Origin of the sequence: Streptomyces sp. NBC_00385 (genome assembly GCF_035917155.1) — a bacterium.
GTDB lineage: Bacteria > Actinomycetota > Actinomycetes > Streptomycetales > Streptomycetaceae > Streptomyces > Streptomyces poriferorum.
Map to the genome: position 1 here is coordinate 7,273,711 of NZ_CP107951.1, position 17,073 is coordinate 7,290,783.

The 17,073-nt window shown below is 73.1% G+C and carries 15 protein-coding genes and 5 tRNA genes; 13 read left to right on the forward strand and 7 right to left on the reverse strand.

What is annotated here, in order from left to right; genetic code table 11:
• Window positions 1-219 precede the first annotated feature (219 nt).
• From cobT to OG959_RS32450, 3 genes are all read left to right on the forward strand, one after another.
• Window positions 220-3,735 (forward strand): nicotinate-nucleotide--dimethylbenzimidazole phosphoribosyltransferase, encoded by a 3,516-nt coding sequence (gene cobT / locus OG959_RS32440; protein ID WP_326664236.1) that lies wholly within the window; start codon window positions 220-222, stop codon window positions 3,733-3,735.
• 164 nt (window positions 3,736-3,899) lie between these two features.
• On the forward strand, window positions 3,900-5,153 hold the full coding sequence (gene cobA / locus OG959_RS32445) for a uroporphyrinogen-III C-methyltransferase (RefSeq protein WP_326666770.1): 1,254 nt from the start codon (window positions 3,900-3,902) through the stop codon (window positions 5,151-5,153).
• 64 nt (window positions 5,154-5,217) lie between these two features.
• On the forward strand, window positions 5,218-6,036 hold the full coding sequence (locus tag OG959_RS32450; protein WP_326664237.1) for a TrmH family RNA methyltransferase: 819 nt from the start codon (window positions 5,218-5,220) through the stop codon (window positions 6,034-6,036).
• A 16-nt stretch (window positions 6,037-6,052) separates the two neighbouring features.
• Here the strand turns inward: OG959_RS32450 and OG959_RS32455 are convergent, their stop codons facing one another.
• Entirely contained in the window at window positions 6,053-7,333 is a 1,281-nt protein-coding gene (locus tag OG959_RS32455; protein WP_326664239.1) for a serine/threonine-protein kinase, read from the reverse strand.
• A 205-nt stretch (window positions 7,334-7,538) separates the two neighbouring features.
• On the opposite strand from OG959_RS32455, the gene OG959_RS32460 reads away from it, so the two are divergent.
• The 4 genes from OG959_RS32460 to OG959_RS32475 all read left to right on the forward strand — a co-directional run bounded on the left by OG959_RS32460 (window position 7,539) and on the right by OG959_RS32475 (window position 9,857).
• Window positions 7,539-7,799: a hypothetical protein gene (locus tag OG959_RS32460; RefSeq protein ID WP_326664240.1), complete on the forward strand. Its 261-nt coding sequence runs from the start codon at window positions 7,539-7,541 to the stop codon at window positions 7,797-7,799.
• Window positions 7,800-7,985: 186 nt separating this feature from the next.
• On the forward strand, window positions 7,986-8,195 hold the full coding sequence (locus OG959_RS32465; RefSeq protein WP_148016264.1) for a hypothetical protein: 210 nt from the start codon (window positions 7,986-7,988) through the stop codon (window positions 8,193-8,195).
• A 235-nt stretch (window positions 8,196-8,430) separates the two neighbouring features.
• A complete protein-coding gene (locus tag OG959_RS32470) occupies window positions 8,431-9,504 on the forward strand; it encodes a phosphotransferase (RefSeq protein WP_326664244.1) in 1,074 nt (357 codons plus the stop codon).
• 68 nt (window positions 9,505-9,572) lie between these two features.
• On the forward strand, window positions 9,573-9,857 hold the full coding sequence (locus OG959_RS32475) for a TFIIB-type zinc ribbon-containing protein (protein WP_148016266.1): 285 nt from the start codon (window positions 9,573-9,575) through the stop codon (window positions 9,855-9,857).
• A gap of 109 nt (window positions 9,858-9,966) precedes the next feature.
• Here the strand turns inward: OG959_RS32475 and OG959_RS32480 are convergent.
• From OG959_RS32480 to OG959_RS32500, 5 genes are all read right to left on the reverse strand, one after another.
• A tRNA-Val gene (locus OG959_RS32480) sits at window positions 9,967-10,038 on the reverse strand.
• Window positions 10,039-10,061: 23 nt separating this feature from the next.
• Window positions 10,062-10,133, reverse strand: a tRNA-Val gene (locus OG959_RS32485).
• A gap of 19 nt (window positions 10,134-10,152) precedes the next feature.
• Window positions 10,153-10,224 (reverse strand) — tRNA-Val (locus OG959_RS32490).
• Between the two features lies 1 nt (window position 10,225).
• A tRNA-Cys gene (locus tag OG959_RS32495) sits at window positions 10,226-10,299 on the reverse strand.
• A 38-nt stretch (window positions 10,300-10,337) separates the two neighbouring features.
• Window positions 10,338-10,410 (reverse strand) — tRNA-Gly (locus OG959_RS32500).
• A gap of 163 nt (window positions 10,411-10,573) precedes the next feature.
• On the opposite strand from OG959_RS32500, the gene OG959_RS32505 reads away from it, so the two are divergent.
• The 3 genes from OG959_RS32505 (at window position 10,574) to OG959_RS32515 (ending at window position 13,340) form a co-directional block, all read left to right on the forward strand.
• Window positions 10,574-11,611: a chorismate-binding protein gene (locus OG959_RS32505; RefSeq protein ID WP_326666772.1), complete on the forward strand. Its 1,038-nt coding sequence runs from the start codon at window positions 10,574-10,576 to the stop codon at window positions 11,609-11,611.
• The gene (locus OG959_RS32510; protein ID WP_326664245.1) at window positions 11,608-12,429 is read left to right on the forward strand and encodes an aminotransferase class IV; all 822 of its coding nucleotides are present in this window, start codon (window positions 11,608-11,610) and stop codon (window positions 12,427-12,429) included. Before OG959_RS32505 ends, OG959_RS32510 begins: the two co-directional genes overlap by 4 nt.
• A gap of 74 nt (window positions 12,430-12,503) precedes the next feature.
• Window positions 12,504-13,340: a GNAT family N-acetyltransferase gene (locus OG959_RS32515; RefSeq protein WP_326664247.1), complete on the forward strand. Its 837-nt coding sequence runs from the start codon at window positions 12,504-12,506 to the stop codon at window positions 13,338-13,340.
• Between the two features lie 209 nt (window positions 13,341-13,549).
• On the opposite strand, the gene OG959_RS32520 is transcribed toward OG959_RS32515, so the two are convergent.
• Entirely contained in the window at window positions 13,550-14,065 is a 516-nt protein-coding gene (locus tag OG959_RS32520) for a DsbA family protein (protein WP_326664249.1), read from the reverse strand.
• 200 nt (window positions 14,066-14,265) lie between these two features.
• Between OG959_RS32520 and OG959_RS32525 the strand changes: the two genes are divergently transcribed.
• The 3 genes from OG959_RS32525 to OG959_RS32535 all read left to right on the forward strand — a co-directional run bounded on the left by OG959_RS32525 (window position 14,266) and on the right by OG959_RS32535 (window position 17,024).
• Window positions 14,266-14,721, forward strand: a complete 456-nt coding sequence (locus tag OG959_RS32525; RefSeq protein WP_326664251.1) for a hypothetical protein — start codon at window positions 14,266-14,268, stop codon at window positions 14,719-14,721.
• Between the two features lie 232 nt (window positions 14,722-14,953).
• Window positions 14,954-15,973: a LacI family DNA-binding transcriptional regulator gene (locus OG959_RS32530; protein WP_306069506.1), complete on the forward strand. Its 1,020-nt coding sequence runs from the start codon at window positions 14,954-14,956 to the stop codon at window positions 15,971-15,973.
• A gap of 79 nt (window positions 15,974-16,052) precedes the next feature.
• On the forward strand, window positions 16,053-17,024 hold the full coding sequence (locus OG959_RS32535) for an acetylxylan esterase (protein WP_326664253.1): 972 nt from the start codon (window positions 16,053-16,055) through the stop codon (window positions 17,022-17,024).
• The last annotated feature ends 49 nt before the right edge of the window (window positions 17,025-17,073 follow it).

The following is a 17,073-nucleotide window of genomic DNA, read 5'->3' on the forward strand; positions in this document are numbered from 1 at the left end:
ACGGCAGAACCGGGGGACGCGCAACGTGGCGCAGTCCACAGCGAGCCGTGGCGGAATGACCTGCCGCGGCGGCGAACGGCCGCGAGAATGCAGTATGTCCGCGACCGACTCGTGCCGCGCGGCGCGCCCGCTCGTTCCATGGGACGAGCACCGGCGTGCCGTGTCGGGGCGTCCCGGGCGAAGGGCCGAAGGAGCACTGACGATGGGCGAGGGGTACGCATGAGTGACACCGGCCAGATCCCGGGCGAGGGACTGCCGGAGAACGCAGGCATGGTGGAGCAGCCGGGCGCCCCCGCCCCGGGTGCCTACACCTTCCTCGACCCCTCCGAGCACGCGTCCGAGGACGACGATCTCCTGCTGATGCCGAGCCCCCAGGGCGCCTGGAGCGAACCGCACACGGGCCAGGCACCGCAGCCCGAGCAGGGCGGGTACCGCACCGCCCCCGCGCCGCAGCCGCAGACCGTGCCCCAGGGCGACGGTGGCGCGCAGGGCCCTGTCCAGTTCCAGGAGCAGGTCCAGGTTCCGGCGTACGCCATGCAGCAGGCCTCCGCGGCGCTCCAGGGGACCGGCCAGGGCACCCATGAGACCGGCGGCCGGGACTCCGGCCATGTCGACCTCGGCGGCGTGCGTATCCCGTCGCCCGTCCAGGCCCCGCCGCAGGCCCAGGTTCCGGTGGCCCAGACGCCCGTGCGCCGCCCGCTGCACCGCGGCCCGGTCTCCCCGGACTCCGGCCCCTCCTACGGCGGTACGTCCGGCGGCGGCGTGGTCCGTTCCCTGGCCGACCGCGGTCCGGCGGGTACGCCGCAGCCGCAGGCCCAGCCGCAGATGCAGGCAGCCGTGCAGACACCGGCACGACATGCCGGCCCGGCCATCGCCGAACCCGAGTACTTCGAGCTGCCCGCCGACGAGGTGGCCGCACTTCCGGGCCCGCAGCTCGGCGAGATCCCGCCGCAGGGCGCGGGCCAGTGGGCGGCCCAGGCGCCGCAGCAGTTCGCTCCGCCGGCCGCGGCGGAGCCGGAGCCGGTAGCCCCGGGGGCGCCGGCAGCAGAAACGGTCGTCCCGGACGCCGCCGTTCCGGAGGCCGTGGTTCCGGAGCCGGTCGCCGAAGAGCCCGTGGCCGAATTCGAGGCCGAACCCGTGGCCGAGACGCGGGCGGAGGCGGAGATCCCCGCGCCGCTCGTGCAGCCGCTCGTGCCGATGCCCGCAGCGGTCGAGGTGCCGGCCGGGGCTTCCGAGGAGGCCGCTCAGCCCGAGGCGCCGGCAGAAGCCGCACTCGTGCACGCGGCACCGGTCGAGGCCGCGCCTGCCGAAGCCGTCGTGCCCGCGGAACCTCTCGCACCGGCCGAGCCCGTGGCACCGGTCGAAGCCGTCGCCCCCGTCGAGGCCGAGGCCGCACCCGCCGAACAGCAGGCTGCCGTAGCCGAAGCCGTAGCCGTCGAAACGCCGTCGGCCCAGGCCGTGCCCGCCGAGACCGCACCCGCCGCGGACGTCCGGGCGGAAGAAGTCCCGGCCGAGTCCGCGGAAGCCGTACAGCCGCCCGTGGAGGCGGTTCCCGACGGATCGGCCCTGGGCCGGTTCGTACCCGTGGCGGGCACGCTTCCCGTGGCCGGGCAGCCGGTGGAGGCGGCTCCGGAGGCGATGGCAGATTCTGCCGCCGTCGTCGCGGAGTCCGTACCGGCCGAGACGGTGGACGCCGCGCCGGTGGAAGCAGCGCCGGTCGCCGAGACCGTCGCACCGCAACCTGTCGTCGAACCGGCGCCCGAGCCCGGGACGGGCCCCGAGGTCATCGAGACCCCGGACCTGACGGACGGCCGGCCGGAGCCCGTACAGGCCGAGTTCACCGAGCCCGTCAGCCCTCAGGCCACCGAGCCCGAGCCGGCGACCCCGGTCACCGAGCCCGCTGCGACCGCAGAGGCTCCCGCTCCCGCGACGGCCGACGAGCCCGAGGCCCCGCAGGACACGGACACCCCGGCCCCCGAGGCCGAAGAGGTGCGGCCCGTCTCGCCTCCCGCCCCCGGCTACGACGACGCCGAGCGCGAGGCCGTGCTGCGCGTCATGCGTGAGCGCCGTGACATCCGCAACGGCTTCCGCAGCGACCCCATCCCGCACGAGGTGCTCCTGCGGGTCCTGGAGGCCGCCCACACGGCGCCCAGCGTCGGGCATTCCCAGCCCTGGGACTTCGTCGTCATCCGTTCCGCGGAGACCCGACGTTCCATGCACGAACTGGCGCAGCGCCAGCGTGAGGCGTACGCGAAGTCGCTCCCCAAGGCGCGGGCGAAGCAGTTCAAGGAACTGAAGATCGAGGCGATCGTCGACACCCCGGTCAACATCGTCGTCACGGCCGACCCCACCCGCGGCGGCCGCCACACGCTCGGCCGGCACACCCAGCCGCAGATGGCCCCGTACTCCTCGGCGCTCGCCGTCGAGAACCTGTGGCTCGCCGCCCGGGCCGAAGGCCTCGGCGTGGGCTGGGTCAGCTTCTTCGACGAGCGCGAGATGGTCCGTGCCCTGGGCCTGCCCGAGCACCTCGAAGTCGTCGCGTACCTCTGTGTCGGTTACGTCGACGAGTTCCCGGAGGAGCCCGAACTGATGCAGGCGGGCTGGTCCAAGCGACGCCCGCTGTCCTGGGTCGTCCACGAGGAGACGTACGGCCGCCGCGCACTGCCGGGCGAGGAGCCGCACGACCTGCTCCAGGAGACCATCTCCAGCATCCGGCCGCTGGACGCCAAGGCGCTCGGCGAGGCGTGGGAGCGCCAGAAGCGGATGACCAAGCCGGCCGGTGCGCTCGGCATGCTGGAGATCATCTCGGCGCAGCTCTCCGGGCTCTCCCGGATGTGCCCGCCGCCGATCCCGGAGCCCGCGGCCGTCGCGATCTTCGCCGGTGACCACGGAGTGCACGCCCAGGGCGTCACGGCCTGGCCGCAGGAGGTCACCGGCCAGATGGTGGCCAACTTCCTCGGCGGCGGCGCGGTCTGCAACGCCTTCGCGGCCCAGGTCGGTGCCGAGGTCTGCGTCGTCGACGTCGGCGTGGCCATGGAACTGCCCGCGCAGCCCGGTCTGCTGCCCCGCAAGGTGCGCGCCGGAACCGCGGACTTCACGACCGGCCCCGCGCTCACCCGCGAGGAGGTCCTCGCCGCGATCGAGGTCGGCATCGAGACCGCCCGCGACCTGGTGGCCGCAGGCAACAAGGGCCTGCTCACCGGCGAGATGGGCATCGCCAACACCACGGCGTCGGCCGCCCTGATCTGTGTCTACACGGGGATGGACCCGGCCGAGGTCACCGGCCGCGGCACCGGTATCAACGACGAGATGCACGCCCGCAAGGTCGATGTGGTGCGCCGCGCCCTCGACCTGCACCAGCCGGACCCGGCCGACCCGATCGGTGTGCTGGCGGCCGTGGGCGGCCTGGAGCACGCCGCGATGGCCGGGTTCCTGCTCGGCGGGGCCTCGCTCCGTACGCCGGTCATCCTCGACGGCGTGAGCGCGGGCGCCGCGGCCCTGGTCGCACGCGCCATCGCGCCGGAGGCCCTGGCCGCCTGCATCGCCGGCCACCGCAGCGCCGAGCCCGGCCACGTCGCCGCGCTCAACAAGCTGGGCCTGCGCCCGCTCGTCGACCTGGACCTCCGCCTCGGCGAGGGCACGGGCGCGCTGCTGGCGCTGCCGATCGTGCAGAGCGCGGCCCGCGCGATGCACGAGGTGGCCACGTTCGACTCGGCGGGCGTCACGGAGAAGTAGTCCGCGGCCGCGGGGCCCGGGGGCGCTGCCCCGCGCCCCCGCTCCTCAATCGCCGGAGGGGCTTGATCCTGCCCCCACCCCGTATCGTGAACACCGCACGTCACAGCCGCTCCACCGCCGCAGCGGCCCGCAGCCCCCGCATCGCACGAGGAGCCCGCACCGCCATGGCCGAGCACGCCGATCACCCCGCCTACCCCGTCGGACTGCGTCTGAGCGGGCGCCGTGCAGTCGTCGTCGGCGGCGGCCAGGTCGCGCAGCGCCGTCTGCCCGCCCTCATCGCGGCCGGCGCCGACATCGTCCTCGTGTCACCCGACGCCACCCCGTCCGTCGAGGCGATGGCGGACGCCGGCGAGATCCGCTGGGAGCGCCGCCCGTACGCCGACGGGGACCTGGCCGACACCTGGTACGCCCTGATCGCGTCCGACGACACGGCGGCCAACGACGCCGCCTCCGCCGAGGCCGAGCGCACCCGGACCTGGTGTGTCCGCAGCGACAACGCGGACGCCGCCACCGCCTGGACCCCCGCCACCGGCCGCAGCGAGGGCGTGACCGTCGCCGTCCTCACCACCGACGCGCACGGTCGCGACCCGCGCCACTCCGCCGCCGTCCGCGACGCCATCGTCGAGGGCCTGCGCGACGGCTCCCTCGCCGCCCCTCACCACCGCACCCGCGCCCCCGGCGTCGCCCTGGTCGGCGGCGGTCCCGGCGACCCCGACCTGATCACCGTCCGCGGCCGTCGTCTCCTCGCCGAGGCCGACGTCGTCATCGCGGACCGGCTCGGCCCGCGCGACCTGCTGGACGAACTGCCGCCGCACGTCGAGGTGATCGACGCGGCCAAGATCCCGTACGGCCGCTACATGGCGCAGGAGGCGATCAACAACGCGCTGATCGAGCACGCCAAGGCGGGCAAGGCCGTGGTCCGGCTCAAGGGCGGCGACCCGTTCGTCTTCGGGCGCGGCATGGAAGAGGCCCAGGCGCTCGCCGCCGAAGGCATCCCCTGCACCGTCGTGCCCGGCATCTCCAGCTCGATCTCGGTCCCCGGCGCGGCCGGCATCCCCGTCACCCACCGCGGTGTCGCCCATGAGTTCACCGTGGTCAGCGGCCATGTCGCCCCCGACGACGAGCGCTCGCTGGTCGACTGGGAGGCACTCGCCCGGCTGCGCGGCACCCTCGTGCTCCTGATGGCCGTCGACAAGATCGGCGCCATCGCCCGTACGCTCATCGCCCACGGCAAGTCCCCCGAGACCCCGGTCGCGCTGGTCCAGGAAGGGACCACCGCCGCCCAGCGCCGCGTCGACGCGACGCTCGCCACGGTCGGTGAACGGGCCGTGGCCGAGGACGTCCGGCCGCCCGCCGTCATCGTCATCGGCGACGTCGTCGCGGTCGGCCCGGAAGCAGTCGCGCGAACCACCGAGTAACCAGCGGTAACGGATCTTCCTCCAGACCGTTGGCACCACACACCGGACAAGGCAGTATCAACCTGTGGCTGATCTCATCACCGTCGACGACCCCGACGACCCCCGCCTGAGCGACTACATCGGTCTGACCGACGTCGAGCTCCGGCGCAGGCGAGAGCCCGCGGAGGGCCTCTTCATCGCCGAGGGGGAGAAGGTGATCAGACGCGCCAGGCACGCCGGGTACGAGATGCGCTCCATGCTGCTCTCGGCGAAGTGGGTCGACCTGATGCGCGACGTCATCGACGAGGTCCCGGCCCCCGTCTACGCGGTCAGCCCCGAGCTCGCCGAACGCGTCACCGGCTACCACGTGCACCGCGGCGCACTCGCCTCCATGCAGCGCAAGCCGCTGCCGACGGCCGACGAACTGCTCCGCACGACCCGCCGCGTGGTCGTCATGGAGGCCGTCAACGACCACACGAACATCGGCGCGATCTTCCGCAGCGCCGCCGCGCTCGGCATGGACGCCGTGCTGCTCTCCCCGGACTGCGCGGATCCGCTTTACCGGCGCTCCGTCAAGGTCTCGATGGGCGCCGTCTTCTCCGTGCCCTACGCCCGCCTCGACACCTGGCCCAAGGCGCTGGAGACCGTACGCGAAGCGGGCTTCAAGCTGCTCGCGCTGACGCCCGACGAGAAGGCGAGCAGCATCGAGGAGGCCGCGCCGCACCGGATGGAACAGGTGGCCCTGATGCTCGGGGCCGAGGGCGACGGGCTGTCCACGCAGGCCCTCGTCGCCGCCGACGAATGGGTGCGCATCCCGATGGCCCACGGGGTCGACTCGCTGAACGTCGGCGCCGCCGCGGCGGTCGCCTTCTACGCGGTCGCCACCGGTCGCCCGGAGAGTTAGCAGGGGCCTCGCCGGCCTACTGCTCGCTCTGCCCCTGGCTCTGACCCGCGCCGAGACCGCGGGCCGGACCCTGGCAGCCCTGAGCCGCCGCGATGCCCAGCGCCACCAGCAGCGTCACCACGACGAAGACCACCAGCCGCTGGCGGAGCAGCCGCGGATTGGCGGGACGCCGGCCGGTCGAGGTCGAGCGCGTGCCGGGCCGGGTACCGGGCCGGCCGTTCGTCCCTGCCGCGCCCTGCGGCCTCTTGCCCGAACGCGTCGTATTGCGTGGCTGTTGCTGCGCGGGGCGCGAACCCCCGGTGCGGGGCGCCGCGGGCCGCGAGGAAGCCGCCTGCCGGCTCTGCGGCCGCGACGCCGGAGCGGGGCCGGGCGCGCGACGCGTCTGCTGCTCGGTGTACGGGCCGTCCAGCCGCCCGGTCGGGCGGTCCGCCTCCTGCGCCGAACGCTGGGCGGGCGGGCGGCTCTCGTGCAGCCCCTGCGCCTCCCGCGCCGCGATCTCCTTGAGCCGCATGGAGAGTTGCAGGGTGCTGGGACGCTCCTCGGGGTCCTTCGCCAGGCAGGCGCTCACCAGGGGAGCGAGGGCGTCGTGCACGTCGTACAGCTGGGGCTCCTCGTGCACCACGCGGTACAGCATCACCTCGGAACTGCCGTGACCGAAGGGTGAGTCGGCCATGGCCGCGTACGCCAGCGTGGCCCCGAGCGAGAAGACGTCCGTCGCGGGCGTCACCGCCGCGCCGCGTACCTGCTCGGGCGCGAGGAAGCCGGGCGAACCGACCGCCGTACCCACGTGCGTGAGTGTGGAGGCGCCGGTCGCCCAGGCGATCCCGAAGTCGATGATCCGCGGGCCCTTGGGGGACAGCAGGATGTTGGAGGGCTTCAGGTCCCGGTGGACGACACCGGCCTCGTGCACCGCCACCAGGCCCTCGGAGAGCGCGGCCCCGATCGAGGCCACCTCGGCGGCCGACAACGGGCCCTCCTCGGCCACCTTGTCGTGCAGCGAGGGTCCGGGAACGTACTGCGTGGCGAACCACGGACGGTCCGCCTCCAGGTCGGCGGCGACCAGGCGTGCCGTACAGCCGCCGCGGATCCGCCGTGCGGCGGACACCTCGCGGGCGAACCGCGAGCGGAACTCCTGATCCTCCGCCAGATCGGGGCGGATCACCTTCAGCGCCACCCGCTGGCCCCGCCGGTCCGAGCCCAGATAGACGACACCCATGCCGCCCGCCCCGAGCCGCCGGTGCAGCCTGAACGAGCCGACGACACGCGGGTCCTCGCGCCGGAGCCGCATCATCGCCATGTCTGCCCATCCCCGCTGCCTGGTCCGCCTGACGAGGCACAGCTTACGTACCCGTCGCCCGGGGTGCTCAGAGGCCGCGCCCTCGCCGGAGAATCGATTGTCAGTGCCGGGTGGGAAACTTGAGGAGTGGTCAGGGAGCCGCGGATCCACGCTCCCCGGCCCGTGCGAGATCTCAAAGGTCCGTCGCAGAAGGGGGATTGGATCAATGAAGGGCGATCGAGTCGAGATAGTCGTGGACGCCGGAGACACGACCCGAACCTACGAAATGGTGGCCTCCCGAGCAGGGCGCAGGGTGGAGACCGCGGTCCGCCGAGGGGTGGTCGAAGTGAGTGAAGTCACGAGGAACGGCTCCGTGGTGCGCACCGCCCGCTTCATGGCGACCAGGGTCCTCGCCCTGGTCGAACAACCGATACCCAGGGAGGACGCCTCCGAGCGTCCCCTCCGGGATGACCCCAACGTCCGGTAGACCCGTCTCCACCCAGGGGAGTACGCCGACCACCCACGGCTCATCCTCCGGGAGGCCCGGCATTCGGTACGCGGGCATGACGCCGCCCGCCTCCCGGATCCCTAATGTTGAAGTCAAGCGGCGGGCGTCGCACTCGTCCCCCGAGGTCAAACGCCCGCCGCCCCACATCAGGTCAGGAGAGGAACCATGGCGGACACGGCAGCGCGGACGATGGTCCGTACGCAGGGACGCAAGGCCTTTGCCTCGTTCGGCAGCCGCCCGTCGTCCGGCACACGCCACCCGTTGGTGGCGACGGCCATGGTTCTTCCTCTGGCGGCCCTGCTCGTAGTCGTCTTCGGCGGCTGGGAAGCGGTGGTCACACAGGCGTCGTCCGTGGGCGTGATGCTGGGGCGCTGAGCGGCGCCCCGGGTCCGGAAGAGCGGTCCGGACCGGGACATCCGGCCAACAACCCCGTGGGGACGGGGGTGCGGCGGACGGCAGCGTTTGTCCGGTCAGCTGGGGAGCTGACCGGACATCGCGCTGTCCGGGGCCGTGCGCCCCCTCGCACCGGCCATCGGCACGATCCGCGTACGCTCTGCGGCGGGCGCGGCGACGGCCGGACCCGCCGATCCTGTGCCACCCGGGGGAGTCCGTGACCACCGCACTCGTACGCGCGCTGGGCGCCCTCGCCCACGAAACGGCCCACGCCCGTCCCGGGGCCCGCTGTGCCTGCCCGGCACCGGCTGTCCTCGCGGACCGGGCGGACGGCACCGTCGTCCGCTGCGGCCCCGTCGTCGCCAAGGCCCACGCCGCCGGTACGGACACCGCCGCACTCTCCGCCCGCCTCGGCCTGGCCGCCGGCCCCGCTCTCGCGGGCGTCCTGCTCGCGCCCCTCCCCGTACGGTCCGCCGAGGACCGGGCAGGGCGCGATGCCGCCTCGCCGTACCTCACGGAGCTGCACGGCCGCCCGGTCACCCTGTGGCCGTACGGGGAGCCCGTGGACCCCGGAGATCCGGACGAGGCGCCCTGGGCGGCGACAGCCGTCCTCCTGGCCCGCCTCCACGGAACGGGGGCCGGTGCGGGCCGCTCCACACCGGGGGTGGAGCCGTCCGGGGCACCCGCGGCACCCGCCATCCACGCACCCGCCGTCCACGCACCCGCGGTGCCCGTCATGCGCGGCCCGGCGAAGGCCGCGCTTGCCGTGGCCCGGATGCGCGCGGCCCGGCCCGGCGAGCAGGCCACCGAGCCCGTGCTCGCGGCCTGGCGCGGGCTGCCGCCCTGGGCACGGGACGAGGCTCCGGTGCCCGAGGACCGGGCACACTTTCTCTGCCACGGAGACCTGCACCTGGGCCAACTGGTCCGGCACCCCGCGCCGCACGGCCCGTGGCTGCTCATCGACGTCGACGACGCCGGGCCCGGCGATCCCGCGTGGGACCTCGCGCGGCCCGCCGCCTGGTACGCGGCCGGCCTGCTGCCCACCGAGGTGTGGTTCCGCTTCCTGGACGCCTACCGGGCGGCGGGCGGCCCCGCGGTGCGCGCCGACGGTGACCCGTGGCCCGAGTTGGACGTCGCGGCCCGCGCGCTGACCGTACAGACGGCTGCGCTGGCTCTCGCCAAGTCCGCTGCGGAGCACAGGGCTCCGGATGAGGTGGAACAGGTGATGATCGACGCCTGTGCCCGAATTGCCGCTCTCCCGCCCGAGTTGACCGCCGAACACTCGTCGTAGGGTGAACCGACCGCCGCCGGGCATGCATTCCGGCGACGGCTAACCGACGGCGAGGAGTGAGCCCGCAGATGCAGTGTCCCAAGTGCCACGCACAGATGCAGACGTACAACCGCAACGGCATTCAGATCGAGCAGTGCAGCGGCTGCCGGGGGATATTCCTGGACTACGGCGAACTGGAGTCCCTGACGCGCGTGGAGGCGCAGTGGACGCAGCAGGCTCCGCCGGCGCCGCCCGCCCCGCAGGCCTACCCCGCGGCTCCGGCACCCGCCTGGGGCGCCCCGCAGCACCACGGTGGACACCACCAGGGCCACTACCGGCAGAAGAGCTTCGGCCGGATGCTGTTCTCGTCCTGACCCGGCACCTCCGTCTCCACGGCCCACACGGAACATGTCCGGGCCGCGGAGACGGTCTGCGGGACGACGACGAAGCCCCGGTCGTCGAGACGACCGGGGCTTCGGACGGTGCGCGATACTGGGATTGAACCAGTGACCTCTTCCGTGTCAGGGAAGCGCTCTCCCGCTGAGCTAATCGCGCAGGGTGAACCTGCGTGTACTGCGTGCGCGATACTGGGATTGAACCAGTGACCTCTTCCGTGTCAGGGAAGCGCTCTCCCGCTGAGCTAATCGCGCGGGGATCCTTGCGGATCAGTGGACGATACTGGGATTGAACCAGTGACCCCTTCCGTGTCAGGGAAGTGCTCTCCCGCTGAGCTAATCGTCCTTGGAGGTGGAGACGGGATTTGAACCCGTGTAGACGGCTTTGCAGGCCGTTGCCTCGCCTCTCGGCCACTCCACCAGGGATGGGGGTTCGGGAAGGATCCCCCACCTTCTGCGAGCGGACGACCAGGTTCGAACTGGCGACCTCAACCTTGGCAAGGTTGCGCTCTACCAACTGAGCTACGTCCGCTTGTCGGTTCCGGCTCGCTTGCGCGTCCCGGCGACGTGTTGAACTCTAGCGGATTCCGGGGCCAGTACAAAAACGCGTTTGTGCAGCGTGCTGAGGTGCGCTCGCCCCGGCGCAGGTCACCGCGCGCCGTCCTAGACTCACCGACGTGCACGACCTCGCTCCAATGGCCCGCTTCGGCGGCCTCGTCGCCTCCGATCTGCAGGATGTGACCAGTGATCCCGCAGCCCTCGACTCGTCCGGATTCTGGGCGGTATCAGCGGATTTCGAGGGCCGGCTCGTCTGTGCCCGCTTCGCCACCGTGCGTACCGCGGCCGTGCCCGCGCCCGTGCGCGGCGCCTGGCGCGGCCCGGCCGCCGGTGACTGGACCTCATCCCTCGACCGCGCCGCTTACACGGAGGGCGTGCGGCGCATTCGCGCGTACATCGCGACGGGCGAGGTCTACCAGGCCAATCTCTGCCGTGTGATGACCGCGCCGCTGCCCGATCCGTCCGCGGCGGACGTGGACGCCCTCACCGCCCTGCTGGCGCGGGGCAACCCGGCCCCGTACGCAGGAACGATTCGGCTTCCCGGCCACGGGGTGGAGATCGCCACCGCCTCGCCGGAGCTGTTCCTGCGCAGGGACGGCCGCACGGTCGAGTCCGGACCGATCAAGGGCACCGGGCGCACGGAGGCCGATCTGCTGGAGAAGGACCACGCCGAGAACGTGATGATCGTCGACCTGGTCCGCAACGACCTGGGCCGGGTCTGCGCCACCGGGTCGGTCACCGTCCCCGACCTCTGCGCCGTGGAGAAGCACCCGGGCCTCGTCCACCTCGTCTCCACCGTGCGGGGCCGGCTCGCCGACGGCGCCGGCTGGCCGGAACTGCTCGCCGCCGCCTTTCCGCCCGGGTCCGTTACCGGGGCACCCAAGTCCAGTGCGCTGAGGATCATCGACGAACTGGAGACCGCCCCGCGCGGCCCGTACTGCGGAGGCATCGGCTGGGTGGACGCCGACCGGGCCACCGCCTCGCTCGCCGTGGGGATCCGCACCTTCTGGACCGACCGCACGGGCGGCGCTCCGGTGCTGCGGTTCGGAACCGGAGCCGGCATCACCTGGGGCTCGGATCCGGAACGTGAGTGGGCCGAGACCGAACTGAAGGCGTCCAGGCTGCTCGCGGTAGCGTCGGGCGCATACGAAGCAACCGGAAGGACCGCACCATGAGGATCTGGGTCAACGGGGGACTGCGGGCCGCCGATGACGCCCGGGTGTCCGTGCTCGACCACGGGCTGACCGTCGGCGACGGCATCTTCGAAACGGTGAGGACCGCCGACGGCCGGCCCTTCGCACTCACCCGCCACCTCGACCGGCTGACCCGCTCCGCCCTGGGCCTCGGGCTGCCCGCGCCCGACCTGGACGAGGTGCGCCGCGCCTGCGCCGCCGTCATCGAGGCCAATCCGGCCCCGCTCGGCCGGCTCCGCATCACCTACACCGGCGGGATCTCGCCGCTCGGCTCCGACCGCGGCACCGCGGGCCCCGGCCTCGTCGTCGCCCTCGGAGAGGTGAAGCGCCGCCCGGACACCACGGCCGTGATCACCGTTCCCTGGACGCGCAACGAACGCGGCGCGCTCACCGGGCTCAAGACCACGTCGTACGCCGAGAACGTCGTCGCCCTCGCCCGCGCCCACGAGCACGGCGCCTCCGAGGCACTGTTCGCCAACACCGTAGGCCGCCTCTGTGAAGGCACCGGTTCCAATGTCTTCGTCGTCCTCGACGGCCGGCTGCACACGCCGCCGGTCGCCTCCGGCTGTCTCGCCGGCATCACCCGCGCCCTGGCGGTGGAGTGGACCGGGGCGCAGGAGACGGACCTTCCGTTCGACGTCCTGGACCGGGCCGAGGAGATCTTCCTGACCTCCACCCTCCGCGACATCCAGGCCGTTCACCGGGTCGACGGCCGGGAGCTGCCCGGCGGACCGGGGCCGGTGACCGCCAAGGCCATGCGCGTGTTCGACGAGCGGGCCGGCGACGACCTGGACCCGTGACACGCGCGCGCCCGGCGGGTCCGCCGCCGCAAAAGCGGATGACGCGCACCCGGGCAGGGGATAGAAATCCTCTGATGACCACGACACTCCGGCCGTCCGGGCCGATCCAGCCAGGCGCCGACGGCGCACAGAGCCGCGCGTACGACGTGTGCGACAACGGGCGCCCGGTCGGCGCCGTCGAGATCGGCACCGAGCCGGGTTCGGACGGCGCGACAGGAGTGCTGCAGTCCCTGAGGATCGACGAACCGGTGCGTCGACGCGGCCGCGGCACCATCGCGGCACTGGCGGCCGAGGAGGTGCTGCGGGGCTGGGGCTGCACGCAGGTACAGGCCCGCGTCGGCGCCGACAACCTCGCGGGGCAGCGGCTGACCGCCGCACTCGGCTACACCGAACGCAGCCGGAACATGATCAAGCAGGTGCCCGCCGACCCCCCGGAACTGCCCGCCGGGCTGACCGCACGGCCGATGACGCCCGAGGAGTACGCGGCCTGGGAGGACGGCGCGATCGCCGAGTACGCGAAGAGCCTGGTGACCCGTGGCACCCCGCCGGAGTCGGCACTGCGGGCGGCCCGCGCCTCGCACGCCGGACATCTGCCGCAGGGCCTCGCCACCGAGGGTGCCCGGCTGAGCCACCTCATCCACGAGGACGAGAGGGTCGGATTCCTCTGGGTGGCACGGTTCGAGATGCACCCCGGCCAGGTGGTCGGCTACGTCTTCGACGTCGAGGTGGACGAGCGCTTCCGGGGAAGGGGCTACGGCCGTGCGCTGATGCTCCAGGCCGAACGCCTCGCGCTCTCGGCGGGGGAGACGCGGCTCGGCCTGCACGTCGTCACGGCCAACACGCCCGCACTCCGGCTGTACGAATCGCTGGGCTACGAGCCGACGCGGTACAACCTGGCCAAGCCGCTCTGATCCGTGGCACGGCTGCCGCCGGGCCTCGGGAGCAGCCCGCCCGTGCGGGCGGGCTGCTCCCGAGGCCCGGCGGAAGCTTCGTCCACTGCCGGCCCTGGCCGTCCCGGTGGCAGCTTCGGCCCCCGCCGGCCGGGGCCACGGCCCGGGCCTCCATAGCGGCCCGGTTTCCGGCCTCAGCCCGGTTTCCGGCCTCAGCCCGGTTCCCGGCCTCAGCCCTGCTCGGCGAGCAGCAGGTCGGCGATCGCCTCGATCCGCTCGCGGAGCCCTTCCTGGCTCTTGCCGCCGTCCAGCCGCTCGCCGCCGATCACGTAGGTGGGCGTACCGGTGACCCCGATCGCCTTGCCTTCGGCCTGATCGGCGTCGACGATCAGCATGTGCCGGCCGTCGATCAGGGCGGTGTCGAACTCCTCGGCGTCCAGGCCGAGTTCTCCGGCCACTGCGACCAGCAGGGGTTCGCCGGCGCGGCCGAGCTCGGCGGTGCGGGCGAGCACCGCCTCGATGTACGGCCAGTCCTTGCCCTGCGCGGCAGCCTCCTCAGCGGCCTGCGCCGCCGCGTAGGCGTGCTTGTTCTTCTCCAGGGGGAAGTGCCGGAGCCTGATGTCGATCCGGTCGCCGTACCGGGCGCGCAGGGCGTGTACATCAGTGAGGGCTCGGTGGCAGTCGGGGCACTGGAGGTCGCACCAGACATCGAGGACGACCGGCGCTGCGGGGGTGGAATCGCTCATGGGACCAGTCTCCCAGGGTGCGCGGAGGTGCCACGACGGGCCTCGGGGGAGCGGACGGAACGCGGTCCGGTCGTGGGCCGCACGGCACCTGGGGAGGATCCCGGCCCTGAAATGTCCCTGATGTGGGCTCGGAGCATGGCCGCCCGCCCGGTCGCCGGTGCAGGATGGAAGGGACGTTTCCCCTGCGCCTGGAGGCACCGATGCTTGCCGAGACCATTTGCTCCGCGGTGTCCGCGGCGGGCCTGGGCATCGCCGCCGTCACCGCGTACCGGAAGCGGTTCCTCACGGCGACCCGGATCGCCGCCTACTCGCTGGTTCCGATCGGCCTGGTGCTGACCGGCGTCGTCGAGTGGGTGTCGGACATCGCCTTCAAGCCGAGTGTCTGGCTGGGCTTCGGGGTGCTGGGAGTGGCCTGGCTGCTGTTCATGACCACCCGCGCGATCGAACGCCGCGGCGGGGGCACCCGCAAGGAGCGCAAGGAGGCGGCCCGGGCCGCGCAGGCCGGCGCGGTGGCACCGGCGGCCTCGGCACCCTCGCTGGGGGCAGGCGTACCCGCCGCCGAGCCGCGGCAGAAGCCGAAGAAGCAGTCCGCCGAGGCAGGGCCCGGCGACGACTTCAGCGACATCGAGGCCATCCTGAAGAAGCACGGCATCTGACCGGCCCCGTTCGGTCCCGGCCCGCTGCCCGGCCTGCTTCGGGGCCCACTGCCCGGCTCGTGCGTGACACCGCAAGGACAGCGCCCCCATGAATCGATTCAGCCATGATCCTTGACGGCGTTCGGCGAGCGGGTTAGCGTCCCACCCGGATTGAAACAATTCATTCACCGCCGTCCGTACGATGGGGTGACGCCGCTGGACGAGCGCGGCCAAGGGCAGTGGGGCAGGACTAGTGGCGCGTGTGGCAGGCATCAAGGATGTGGCCCGGCAGGCCGGGGTCTCCGTGGGAACGGTCTCCAATGTGATCAACCGCCCCGAGGCCGTGCTGCCCGAGACCCGGGCCCGGGTGCTGGCCGCGATCGAGGAGCTCGGATACGTCCGCAGCGAGTCGGCCCGCCAGCTCAGGGCGGGCCGCAGCCGGATCATGGCGCTCCTCGTCCTGGACATGGGCAACCCCTTCTTCGTCGACGTGGCCCGTGGCGCCGAACGCGCCGCCCGCCAGGCAGGGCTCGGCGTCATGGTCTGCAACAGCGGCCAGAGCCCTGCCGAGGAGGCCGAATACCTCGGTATGTTCGCGGAACAACGGGTCTGCGGCGTACTGGTCACACCGGCCGACGCCACCGGCCGCAACCTCGACTCCTTCAGCCGTCACCGGATTCCCTACGTCCTGGTGGACCGGGTCGCCTCCGGCACGGGCAGCTGCGCGGTCTCCGTCGACGACGTGCGCGGTGGCGCGCTGGCCGTCGGCCACCTGATCTCGGCCGGGCACCGCTCGGTGGCGTACGTCAGCGGACCCGGCGACCTGCACCAGATCAGGGACCGTCGCGAGGGCGCGCTGTCCGCGCTCGCCGAGGCGGGGCTGCCGCCCGGGGCGCTCGTCGAGATCCCCTCCGACCGCCTCGACGTGGCGGCGGGCCGGGACGCCGGAGCCCGGCTGCTCGGGCTCGTCCCGCGCCCCACCGCCGTGTTCTGCGCCAACGACCTGCTCGCCCTGGGCGTACTCCAGGCCCTGTACGCGGCAGGGGTGCGGGTCCCGCAGGACATCGCCATCGTCGGGTACGACGACATCGAGTTCGCCGCCGCCGCTGCCGTACCGCTCACCTCGGTCCGCCAGCCGGCGGTCGTGATGGGCCGGATGGCCGCCGAGCTCCTGCTGGAGGAGGCGGACGACGAGGGCGGCACCCACGAGCACCGCAGCGTCGTGCTCCAGCCGGAACTCGTCGTGCGCGCGTCCAGTTCCACACCGCGCTGAACCCCGCCGCCCCCGCCCGCCCTCTCCCTTCCCTGTCACCCTCCGCCGTTCCCTTCCGCATGCCCGAAATGGAGACGCCGTGTCCCTGTTCGACCTCCCCCTGGACCAACTCCGCACCTACCGGCCGGAGTCCGGTGAGCCCGACGACTTCGACGCCTTCTGGCGCCGCACCCTCGACGAGGCCGCCGAGCACCCGCTGGATGCCGAATTCAGCGCATACGACGCCGCGTTGAGCAACGTCGACGTCCACGACGTGTCGTTCGCCGGCTGGGGCGGCCACCGCATACGCGCCTGGCTGAACGTGCCCGCCGGCGCCGAGGGCCCGCTGCCCGCCGTCGTGCACTACCTGGGCTACGGCAGCGGGCGCGGACTGCCTTTCGACCACCTGGTCTGGCCTGCGGCGGGCTGGGCCACCCTGGTCGTGGACACCCGCGGCCAGGGCGCCGTCAACAGTCACTCGGCGGGCTCCACCGCCGACCCGCACGGCGGCGCCGGACCGCAGTCGCCGGGCTTCATGACCCGCGGCATCCTCGACCCCGACGACTACTACTACCGCAGGGTGTTCACCGACGCGGTGCGCGCCGTCGAGGTGGCCCGCGCCCACCCGTCCGTCGACCCGGACCGGATCGTCGTGCACGGCGGCAGCCAGGGCGGCGGCATCGCCCAGGCCGTGGCGGGGCTCAGCCCCCACGTCAAGGCGGCGCTCGTCGACGTACCGTTCCTGACGCACTACCGGCGGGCCGTCGAGATCACCGACAAGGACCCGTACCAGGAGATCGTGCGCTTCCTGGCCACCCAGCACGGCCATGCCGAGCAGGTGTTCCGGACCCTCTCCTACTTCGACGGAATCAGTTTCGCGGCCCGGGCGGAGATGCCGGCGCTGTACTCCGTGGCCCTGATGGACCCCATCTGCCCGCCGTCCACGGTCTTCGCCGCCTACAACAACTGGGCCGGTCCCAAGGAGATCGAGGTGTACCCCTGGAACGGCCACGAGGGCGGCACCTCGGTCCACCGCGCCGCACAGCTGCGGATGCTGCGCGACCTGGGCTGACCGGCACGGTCATGGGGGTGCGGGGGGAGCGGAACTCCGAAAGCCTGAC

Bases quoted from the DNA above. Each gene is read 5' to 3' on its own strand.
- cobT (WP_326664236.1), top strand. From the start codon at position 220: ATGAGTGACACCGGCCAGATCCCGGGCGAGGGACTGCCGGAGAACGCA.
- cobA (WP_326666770.1), top strand. From the start codon at position 3,900: ATGGCCGAGCACGCCGATCACCCCGCCTACCCCGTCGGACTGCGTCTG.
- OG959_RS32455 (WP_326664239.1), bottom strand. From the start codon at position 7,333: ATGGCGATGATGCGGCTCCGGCGCGAGGACCCGCGTGTCGTCGGCTCG.
- OG959_RS32460 (WP_326664240.1), top strand. From the start codon at position 7,539: ATGAAGGGCGATCGAGTCGAGATAGTCGTGGACGCCGGAGACACGACC.
- OG959_RS32465 (WP_148016264.1), top strand. From the start codon at position 7,986: ATGGCGGACACGGCAGCGCGGACGATGGTCCGTACGCAGGGACGCAAG.
- OG959_RS32475 (WP_148016266.1), top strand. From the start codon at position 9,573: ATGCAGTGTCCCAAGTGCCACGCACAGATGCAGACGTACAACCGCAAC.
- OG959_RS32505 (WP_326666772.1), top strand. From the start codon at position 10,574: ATGGCCCGCTTCGGCGGCCTCGTCGCCTCCGATCTGCAGGATGTGACC.
- OG959_RS32510 (WP_326664245.1), top strand. From the start codon at position 11,608: ATGAGGATCTGGGTCAACGGGGGACTGCGGGCCGCCGATGACGCCCGG.
- OG959_RS32515 (WP_326664247.1), top strand. From the start codon at position 12,504: ATGACCACGACACTCCGGCCGTCCGGGCCGATCCAGCCAGGCGCCGAC.
- OG959_RS32520 (WP_326664249.1), bottom strand. From the start codon at position 14,065: ATGAGCGATTCCACCCCCGCAGCGCCGGTCGTCCTCGATGTCTGGTGC.
- OG959_RS32525 (WP_326664251.1), top strand. From the start codon at position 14,266: ATGCTTGCCGAGACCATTTGCTCCGCGGTGTCCGCGGCGGGCCTGGGC.